This is a genomic window from Acidobacteriota bacterium (assembly GCA_020853395.1).
In the GTDB taxonomy this organism is placed as follows: Bacteria; Acidobacteriota; Vicinamibacteria; order Vicinamibacterales; family SCN-69-37; genus JADYYY01.
The window spans coordinates 113620-123369 of record JADYYY010000001.1 but is presented as its reverse complement, the minus strand read 5'-3'; the positions used below and the strand labels follow the sequence as shown (position 1 = coordinate 123369).

Genomic DNA, 9750 nt, shown 5'->3' with positions numbered 1-9750 from the left:
TTCGAGCCCAGGTAAGGTTCTTCGCGTTGCGTCGAATTGAACCACATGCTCCACCGCTTGTGCGGGCCCCCGTCAATTCCTTTGAGTTTCAGCCTTGCGACCGTACTCCCCAGGCGGACTGCTTATCGCGTTAACTTCGGCACGGCAGGGATCGATACCCGCCACACCAAGCATTCATCGTTTAGGGCCAGGACTACCGGGGTATCTAATCCCGTTTGCTCCCCTGGCTTTCGTTCCTCAGTGTCAGTAGCAGTCCAGAACGCCGCCTTCGCCACCGGTGTTCCTCCAGATATCTACGCATTTCACCGCTACACCTGGAATTCCGCGTTCCTCTCCTGCACTCAAGCCGATCAGTCTCAGACGCAGTTCCCCAGTTGAGCTGAGGGATTTCACGTCTGACTTAGCCGGCCACCTACGAACCCTTTACGCCCAGTAATTCCGAACAACGCTTGCCCCCCCCGTATTACCGCGGCTGCTGGCACGGAGTTAGCCGGGGCTTCTTCTTCCGATACTGTCAGCGTGCCGGCGTATTGGGCCGGCACGTGTTCATCTCGATCGAAAGGAGTTTACGACCCGAAGGTCTTCATCCTCCACGCGGCGTTGCGTCGTCAGGCTTGCGCCCATTGCGAACAATTCCCTACTGCTGCCTCCCGTAGGAGTCTGGGCCGTGTCTCAGTCCCAGTGTGTCCGTCCGCCCTCTCAGGCCGGATACCGATCGAAGCCTTGGTGGGCCGTGACCCCACCAACTAGCTAATCGGACGCAGGCCCCTCTTCAAGCGTCAGGTCTTGCGATCCCCGACTTTGATGTCCGTGTATCCAAACACGGGATGTCATGCGGTATTAGCCCTCCTTTCGGAAGGTTATCCCCCACTCGAAGGTAGGTCGCCCACGCGTTACTCACCCGTTTGCCACTCTACTTGCCCCTTGCGGGGCTTTCGCGTTCGACTTGCATGTATTAGGCACGCCGCCAGCGTTGATTCTGAGCCAGGATCAAACTCTCAAGTTAAATTCGTTCCGCCTTCGTGCGCCGCAGCCCAGCGGACAAGCCGCCAGGCCACGACACGTCAAGACGGAAACTCGTCCAACCCAAGCGCCTGTTGATTTGGCTCTCGGATCTTGAATCGCACCCGCTCCGCCCGACAGGGCTTTCTCCCTGCCTGTACCGCGGGCGAACCCGCGAGACGAAGTCGAGCCGATTCCACGTCAAGTGTAAGTCTGCTTCTGCCAGCCCTTGCACCTAACGGTGCTCGGGCGCGGCTTCGGCGAGACGCTGATACTCGACGGGCTGTGCTTGCACGTTCTATCTAGTTTTCAAAGAACCGGCGCGACCGGCTACCCGGCCCCGTCTTCTCGCGATTTCGCTCGAAGACGAACCTTTCAAACTTACGACAGACGGCCGCCCCTGTCAATCACTTTCTTTCAGGCCGCGTCCGGTTCACCAGACGACGCGACATCCACTCACGATGTCTTCCCGACGTGCTGTCGACGTCGACGATGGCGAACTACCTGGCGGGAGTCTTAGGCCCCGGCTGCACTCTGACAGCCGAGCGTCTTGCCCATCTCGCCTAGAGATCCGAAGTCTACGCTGGTTCCGCACTCCTGTCAAATGTGCGACAGGGCCAAATGATCTTCCGCCGCCGCACGCAGGAATGTTTCCCCGTCCGGCCGCCCCGCTCGCCAATCACACACGACCGTGTACGCGAAAGCGGCGCGGCGGCGCTCGTCGAAACGACTCGAACGTCAGCGATCCGCGATGGCCTTAGGGGACCAGACCAACCGAGGAGCCAGACTGATGGGCTATCTGGCTCCGTTGCGCCCTCGTGTAACGGTCACACTCAGAACGGCGGCCGACCGAAGTACCTGGCGATCACTTCCCCGACTCCGCGAGCCAAGTCGCGCACGGTCTCGACGCGCTCGCCTTGCATGGCGTGCACACCCCACCACAGTTCGCGGCCGTCACGAGTGCGGAGCAGACGCAGGTCCATGCCAACCACCGCCCGGCTGCGCGACCACTGGATGATGCCGAACCCCGTGCTGATCCGCGTGCGCGTCGTCCGTTCCGCAAACTCGAGCACGCGCGCCATCAGAATTCCGTCCGCCTGTCCGACTTTGCCCAACTCCACGAGGAAGTCCGTCGTGGCAACGCCCGTGTTGAGGTAGTTGCCGACGAACAGCCGGTACCGTTCAGACAGGTTTCGCTCGCGCAGAAGCTGCAGGGTGGCTTGCGACGACTGGATCGTCAGATCGGGCGTCGTCCGCTGCATCTCGCTGAGCAGATTGGCCTCGAGTAGCTGCGCTCCTTCCGGATAGTCCAGCTCGTTGGCAAACGGCAGGAGCAGCACCCGTTTGATGGTCGTCGAGGAGAAGCTCGGATCGACTTTGGAATCCAAAATGCGGGCGCGGACTTTCGGCCCGAGCCGGACCGGTTGCTGCGCTGCAAGAACGGCGACGGCCACACCGACGATCACCGCTGGCGGCAGAACGAGAGACGTAAGGCGACGAATATCCATCAGAAGGCCGGCCTTCCGACATACCGAGCCAGGACGTCGGCGACGTCCTGGCTGGCTTCCTGCAGATCCGTCGAACGCAGGTTCGCTGTCGAATCCCTGCCCCACCACACGCGGCGGGCATCCTTCACTCGATGAAGACTCATCTCGACGTCGAGAACGAGTCGGCCCCGGAGGTTCCCACACGTATTGATCTTGCCGAGGAGTACCGCGTCGATCTGCTGCTTGGCCCCGATCAATGTCAAGAAGTCCTGCCTGGACGTGCCCGTATTGAGATAGTCACCGAGGAACACGTTGAACTCGTCGTCGAGTTTCGACGACGTGATGAAGTTCATCAGCTCATCAGGCGCGACCACCTTGTACTCGGGGTGCTTCTGGCCCAGTTCGACCACGAGATGCTTGGCGAGGGTGCGCGAACAGTCGTTGAACTGTATGGCGTTGGCAAAAGGAAGCAGCGCAATGCGCGCGATCTTCGTGCTCTGGAATGCGGGATCGACCTTTGAGTCCGAGATGACCCGTGCGGTCGTTGGGCCGAGCTTCGGGGCCTGGGCGGCGAAGCTGCCAGCCGGCCACCCCGAGGCCAATAGCGGCAGGAGAGACGGTGCCGGGCTCTGGGCGAGGCCGGCATCCGACAGCGCGAGGACGCCGACCGCAGCCAGCAAGACTCTGACACTTGGAACGACACGCCGAGTCAACATCGAGGGGAGCTCCTGTCAACAATCGTGTGTTCGACGACGGAGTCCAACACGCCGTGCGCGTCGTCCGTCGACACGCCTCCATGCAACGCGGGCGCCGCGCGCGACCTCGTGCACTGGCCGTGTGAAGCAAAATCTAGCACCTATACGTTTTGAACATCAAGATATTTACAGGGTTTCGGCGGATCGCCGGGTCTCGAATACTCGGCTTGGTGGAAGACCTTCGTCGCTTGGTCGGAGCTCGTATCAGAACCTTGCGTCAGGCACGTGGCCTGACGCAGGAGAAACTCGGCGAGCTTGCCCGGCTGAGCTACAAGTTCATTGGCGAAATCGAGCGAGGTGCCGGGAACCCCACGCTCGATTCCCTTGCGCGTCTCGCAACCGCGCTCGACGTCAGCGTGGCAGATCTGGTGAGCCAGGATGAGACACTGCTGGTGCGTCGACTCTCCCCAAGCGACTATCAGATGGTGAGGGAGGCGCGAGATTCCCTGGAGTCGCTCCTCGGACGTCTGGAAGGACCAACGCCCCGCCGGAAGCGCCCCCGCCGCTAGCCTTCGACGACGACACGCACCGCCCGCCGGCCGACTTCGAGGAGCAGACGGGCTCCGGCCTGAACGCGCATTCTCGGATCCGTCGCCTTCGCTCGGTCGAGACGCACCGCGCCTTGCTCTATCTTGCGATACGCGTCGCTCATCGACGCAGCCATGCCGGCAGCAATCAGGATCTTCTGCAGGGAAACACCGTCTGCACCCGCGTGCGCCGTGATCTCGGCGAGCGCCGCTTCGACAATTTCGCCTCGCGCGAACCTGGCCTCGAAGGCATCAGCCGCCGCCGCGGCCTGCGCGGGGGAATGAAGATCGGCGACGATGCGCCGAGCCAGATCGACTTTGACGCGCTTCGGATGGACGTCGCCAGACGCCACATCCCGCTGCAAGTCAGCGATCTCCGTCGGCCCGAGATCCGTCAGCAGGACGTGGTACCGCCACATCAGCTCATCCGTGATGGACATGAGCTTGCCGAACATTTCGTCGGGCGGATCGGTCACGCCCACGTAGTTGCCGAGGCTCTTGGACATCTTCTCGACTCCGTCCAAGCCCTCGAGCAGCGGCATCGTCATCACGACCTGAGGCTCGAGGCCGTAGCCCGGCATGATGTCTCGACCGACGTTCAGGTTGAACAACTGGTCCGTGCCGCCCAGTTCCACGTCCGCACGCAGGAACACCGAATCGTACGCCTGCGCGAGCGGATAGAGAAACTCGTGCACCGCGATCGGCTTGCCCGACTCGTAACGCTGCTTGAAGTCCCGGCGCTCGAGCATCTGCGCGACGTTGTACTTCGCCGCAAGCCGAATCAGGCCTTCCGCGCCGAGCGGGACCATCCAGCGAGCGTTGAAATCGACGACCGTCTTCTCTGAATCGAGCACCTTGAAGACCTGCGACCGGTACGTCTCGGCGTTCTGCTGGATCTCCGCCGGCGTAAGCGGTGGCCGCGTTTTCGATCGGCCGGTGGGATCCCCAATCAATCCAGTGAAGTCGCCGATGAGAAACACGACGCGGTGGCCGAGGTTCTGGAAGTGCTTCATCTTTCGAAGCAGAACCGTGTGGCCCAAGTGCAGGTCTGGCGCCGTGGGATCGAAGCCCACCTTCACCGTCAGCGGCGTGCCGGTTGCCTGCGACCGCTCCAGCTTGGCCCCGAGCTCCGGCAGACGAACGACATCCACGCATCCTTTGGTGAGATAGGCCAGCTGCTCGGCGACGGTCATCGTCGAAGAGCTTACCGCACGGTGTTCTCGGGGCGCTCGAACACGACTCGTCGTCCGACGACCTGCCAGCGATCGTGCACGAGCCGGTCAATCGTCGCCGGATACAGCGTGTGCTCGGCCGCGAGAATCCGCGCGGACAACGATTCCACCGAGTCGTCGTCAAGGACGGGGACTGCTTGTTGCGCCACGATTGGGCCAGCGTCGAGGCCCGCGTTGACCAGATGGACCGTGGCGCCGCTGACCTTCACCCCATGTTCCAGCGCCTGGCGCTGCGCGTTGACGCCAGGAAAGGCTGGCAGCAGCGACGGATGGATGTTGACGACGCCGAGCGGGAACGCGGCACAGAACGCCGGGCCGAGCAGCCGCATGAACCCCGCGAGACAGACCAGCCCCACGTCATGGCGGCGAAGGACGTCGCCGAGCGCCCGATCGTAGGCGTCGCGCTCCGCGTACTCGCGGTGCGGGAGGACTACGGTCGTGATGCCTGCCGCGGCGGCCGTGACCAGCCCCGGGGCTCCAGGCACATTGGAGACAACCACCTCGATTGCGGCGCGCAACTCGCCCGAGCGCGTCGCGTCCAGCATCGCGCGCAGGTTCGATCCACGGCCCGATATCAGCACGCCCAAACGTTCGCGTCTTATCCGCACGACTTCTGCCGCCTGAGGTCCTTCACTCCCGCGCTCTGGCACTACGGTTGCTAGTGAGGGCAGTCATGACGCCATCGACAACATCGCCGGACTCCAGATTCTTCCACGCGACGCTACTCGTCGGACCAGAGCACGTGCTCTTGAGACGACAGGATTATCGAGACTTCGTGGGGGCGCTGGCCGAGTCGCTCCAGCGGAGGCCTGTTCGGCTCATTGCCTACTGTCTCTTGACTGACGAGTGTCATCTCGTCGTGGGTCCGACGGTGCCCGCCGCCGTACGCGCGACCATGGCAGGGGTAGGGACTACCCGCCCATTGCGATCCCGCACGAGACGGTGGTCCGCGAGGGCGAGCCTACAATTGCGGAGCTTGAACACGACGTGGGCTCTCGTCGACGCCGCGCGATCCGTCGAGGCGCGTGCGCTCGGGCGACGCCTGGTGAGGCGGGCGCAGGACTGGCCGTGGAGCAGCCTCGGCAATCGCCTTCGCTCCGAAGGCGTCCTGCCGCTCGTGTCCACGCCGTTTCTGTCCTCACGCGCATGGGTCGAGTACGTGAACGCGTCGTCAGCCGCGCGAGGCGACCTCGCCGAGCACCCAGGCGTGCTCGCCAACCGCCTGCAGGCGATCCACCAAGACGACGGCGTCGTCCGGACCGCACACCAGAATCAGTCCGACGCCCATGTTGAACGCGCGAAACATCTCTGCCTCGGAGATGCGGCCGGCCCGCTGGAGCCAGGAAAACAACGGCGGAATGACCCAGCTCTGTCGATCGAGTGAGTAACCGAGCGAATCGGGAAGAATACGAGGGAGATTCTCAGGAATGCCGCCGCCGGTGATGTGCGCCATGCCTTTGATGAGCCCCGTGCCGAGAAGCGGCAGAACCGCTTGCAGGTAGCTTCGATGCGGCCGAAGAAGCGCCGCTCCCACGGTTTCGCCGAGCTCGTCGACCCGGCTATCGGGCCCAAGGCCCTGGAGTTCGAAGACGATCTTGCGAGCCAGCGAGTAGCCGTTGGTATGGAGTCCGGTCGACGGGAGCGCCACGAGGCGGTCACCGGCGGCGATCCCACGGCCATCGATCACGCCATTGCGCGCGACGACACCCACGATGAAGCCTGCGAGATCGTATTCGCCGTCCGCGTAGAACCCCGGCATTTCCGCCGTCTCTCCGCCGAGCAGTGCGCAGCCGTTGGCTTCGCATGCGCGCGCCATGCCGGCCACGATCCGTTCCGCGACATCCGGCGCCAGCCGTGCGGTCGCCAAGTAGTCGAGGAAGAACAGCGGCCGCGCCCCCTGCACGAGGATGTCGTTGACGCAGTGGTTGACGAGATCTTCGCCCACCGTATCGTGAATGCCGGTCATGAACGCGAGTTTCAGCTTGGTGCCGACACCATCCGCACTCGCCACGAGGACGGGATCCGGAACGTCAGCGCCGAGCGCGAACAGCCCGCCAAAGGATCCGACGCCGGACAACACGCCCGGCGTGTAGGTCCGGCGCGCCAGCATCTTGATTCGTCGCACGGCTTCGTTGCCCGCCTCGATGTCCACTCCGGCTTGACGGTAGTCAACGCTCATCAGAACTCCAATGCCGCGAGGAGCACGTCGGCGGTGCGTCGGCGCACGGTGCCGGCCGCCGACGCCCAGTACTGTCGTCGCAGCTCTGCGTAGAACCGCTCTTCCTCGAATTCCTCCGATAGCATGTCGAACGCGTCGCGCAGGACCTCGAGGTCGGGAGGTCGCAGTCCACGCCGCTCCAGTGCATCGACCATCATCGCTGGACTGCGAAGGGCGAGCAGACCGGCGACGAGGGCAATTGGAGACCGGACGCGCTCGAGCGAGGTGTTTCCCGTGTCCAGCAAGATATCGAGCGCAGACCGATCGCCCGCGCCCGCGAGCATGCCAAGCGCGTGTACTGCGCTCCTCACGACAGGGGGATCGTCGGCCGAAATGGCGTACGCGAGCGTCCGTTCGAGATACGCGCGCTGTTCGTCGCACTGCACGCCGAGCAGGCAGAACGTCGCGGCCAGCGTCGGCTGGACGGCAGTCCCGACGCGCGGCTGCAGCTCTCGCAGAGCCGTGATCGTCGTCTTGTCACCAATCTTCCCAACCGCCGTGAAGGCATCGTCCTGCAAAGGGCCGTCGAGACGAGCGACGTCCAGAATGGCCGGCAGGGCGACCCGTGTCTTGTGATCGCCAAGCGCCTCGATGACGGCGCCGCGGAACATGTCTTCACCCTTCGACACGAGCGGAAGCAGCGCAGCGCTCGCACGCGGGTCGCCAGACTGCGCCGCGATGGCTCTCGTCAGCGCGGGCCTGACGAATTCGGAGCGCTCCGTGTTCAACGCGGCAATCAGGGCGGCCAGCACGTTCCGGTCGGGATGGTGCTCGAACCATTGATAGGCCGCGGCCCGCACGCGATCGTTCGAATCAGCGAGCAGATCGCGCGTGACGCGGCCAGCGGCCGTCTCGTCGAGGCCACTCAAGAGCACGAGAGCGCGGAATCGCACGTAGCTGTCGCGGTGAGACCGAGCGGCACGTTCGAGCGCGGGGACGGCCACGGCCGCCGACGCGCGACGAAGCGTCCGCGCCGCATCAACGCGCACCTGAAAGTCGTACGCGCCGAGCCGGTCGATCGCAGTCGCCACCTCCGGCTGGCCAGTCGGCAGCGCATGAGCAGGAACGAGCGAGACGCTGGCGAGGAGCAGAATGCCGACCGCGACGCGCACGACGCTCACTCCGCCAGCTTGAGCGCCAGTTGCAGGTAGGCCGCTTCGTCCTGCGGGAACGCCACGGGGTACGTGCCCGTGTAGCACGACGTGCAGTAGGACGAGCGCTTCGATCCGACTGCCGACAGCAGCCCTTCGAGGCTCAGATAGCCGAGCGTATCGGCACCGATGTACCGCCGGATTTCCTCGAGCGAATGGGTCGCGGCGATGAGCTCCGACCGCCTCGGCGTGTCGACGCCGTAGAAACACGGCGAGATGGTGGGCGGGCAACTGATGCGCATGTGCACTTCGACCGCGCCGGCCGATCGCACCATCTTGACGATCTTGCGGCTCGTCGTGCCACGCACCAGCGAATCGTCGACGAGGACAACGCGCTTGCCCTGCAGGATGCTCTTGACCGGATTCAGCTTCACACGGACGCCGAAGTGCCGGATCGACTGATGCGGCTCGATGAACGTGCGGCCGACGTAGTGGTTCCGGATCAGCCCCATGCGCAGGGGGCCACCCGATTCCTCGGCGAATCCAGTTGCCGCGCAGACGCCGGAGTCCGGAATCGGCACGACGACGTCGGCGGGCGCGGGCTGTTCCCGGGCCAGGCGACGTCCGAGCTCGGTCCGCACCTCGTTGACGCTCTGGCCGAAAACGTAGGAGTCGGGCCGAGCGAAGTACACGTGCTCGAAGATGCAGTGCGCGGCCTGGGCTGGCAGGAACGGGCGATGAGAGCTCAGGCCGTTCGGACCGATGACCAGCATTTCGCCTGGCTCGATGTCTCGCACCCACTCGGCGTCGATCAAGTCGAGCGCGCAAGTCTCCGACGACACGATGTAGGTATCGCCGCGGCGGCCCAGCGTCAGCGGCCTGAAGCCGTGCGGGTCCCGCACGGCGATGAGCCGATCCTTCGTGAGCAGCACCAAAGAGAACGCGCCCTGCGCCTGTGAGACGGATTCGACGAGCGCCTGCTCGACCGTCTTCGCCTTCGAACGCGCGTACAGATGGAGCAGGACCTCCGTATCGCTCGTCGTCTGGAAGATCGAGCCCTGGCGGACGAGGTGCTCCCGCAGGTCCTGCGCGTTCACGAGATTGCCGTTGTGCCCGATGGCGATCTCCCCGTGCGCGCAGTCGATCAGAATGGGCTGCGCGTTCTTGATCCCGCTTTCGCCCGCCGTCGAGTAGCGCACATGGCCGATCGCGCTCGTGCCGTTCAGCCGGGCGAACGTCTCCTCCGAAAAGCTGTCCGCGACATAGCCCACAGCCTTGTGGATCTGCAGCCGCTCGCCGTCGGACGTGGCGATCCCCACGCTCTCCTGGCCGCGGTGTTGAAGCGCGTACAGGCCCAAATACGTGAGATTCGCGGCTTCGGGATGCCCGTAGACGCCGAAGACGCCGCACTCCTCACGGAACTTGTCCATAGCCATCA

At 64.2% G+C, this 9750-nt stretch carries 8 protein-coding genes and 1 rRNA gene; 1 reads left to right on the top strand and 8 read right to left on the bottom strand.

Annotated features, from left to right (window positions below; translation table 11 throughout):
- The 3 genes from IT184_00540 to IT184_00530 form a co-directional block, all read right to left on the bottom strand.
- Positions 1-1006 (bottom strand): 16S ribosomal RNA (locus IT184_00540); the annotation flags it as partial.
- A gap of 829 nt (positions 1007-1835) precedes the next feature.
- Positions 1836-2510: a hypothetical protein gene (locus tag IT184_00535; protein ID MCC7007281.1), complete on the bottom strand. Its 675-nt coding sequence runs from the start codon at positions 2508-2510 to the stop codon at positions 1836-1838.
- Entirely contained in the window at positions 2510-3169 is a 660-nt protein-coding gene (locus IT184_00530) for a hypothetical protein (protein MCC7007280.1), read from the bottom strand. The genes IT184_00535 and IT184_00530 overlap by 1 nt, the downstream gene beginning before the upstream one ends.
- Before the next feature lie 185 nt (positions 3170-3354).
- Between IT184_00530 and IT184_00525 the strand changes: the two genes are divergently transcribed.
- Positions 3355-3753 carry a helix-turn-helix transcriptional regulator gene (locus IT184_00525; GenBank protein ID MCC7007279.1) on the top strand — a complete coding sequence of 133 codons (399 nt, stop codon included), beginning with the start codon at positions 3355-3357 and terminating at the stop codon, positions 3751-3753.
- Here IT184_00525 and IT184_00520 read toward each other — a convergent pair.
- From IT184_00520 to IT184_00500, 5 genes are all read right to left on the bottom strand, one after another.
- Entirely contained in the window at positions 3750-4964 is a 1215-nt protein-coding gene (locus IT184_00520) for a tyrosine--tRNA ligase (protein MCC7007278.1), read from the bottom strand. The two genes, IT184_00525 and IT184_00520, sit on opposite strands and share 4 nt — an antisense overlap.
- An 11-nt stretch (positions 4965-4975) precedes the next feature.
- Complete coding sequence (locus IT184_00515; protein ID MCC7007277.1) at positions 4976-5605, bottom strand: phosphoribosylglycinamide formyltransferase; 630 nt, start codon at positions 5603-5605, stop codon at positions 4976-4978.
- A 569-nt stretch (positions 5606-6174) separates the two neighbouring features.
- Entirely contained in the window at positions 6175-7182 is a 1008-nt protein-coding gene (locus IT184_00510; GenBank protein MCC7007276.1) for a phosphoribosylformylglycinamidine cyclo-ligase, read from the bottom strand.
- Positions 7182-8333, bottom strand: a complete 1152-nt coding sequence (locus tag IT184_00505) for a HEAT repeat domain-containing protein (protein ID MCC7007275.1) — start codon at positions 8331-8333, stop codon at positions 7182-7184. Before IT184_00505 ends, IT184_00510 begins: the two co-directional genes overlap by 1 nt.
- Positions 8334-8338: 5 nt before the next feature.
- Positions 8339-9748, bottom strand: coding sequence for an amidophosphoribosyltransferase (locus tag IT184_00500; GenBank protein MCC7007274.1), 1410 nt, complete (start codon positions 9746-9748; stop codon positions 8339-8341).
- Positions 9749-9750 lie beyond the last annotated feature (2 nt).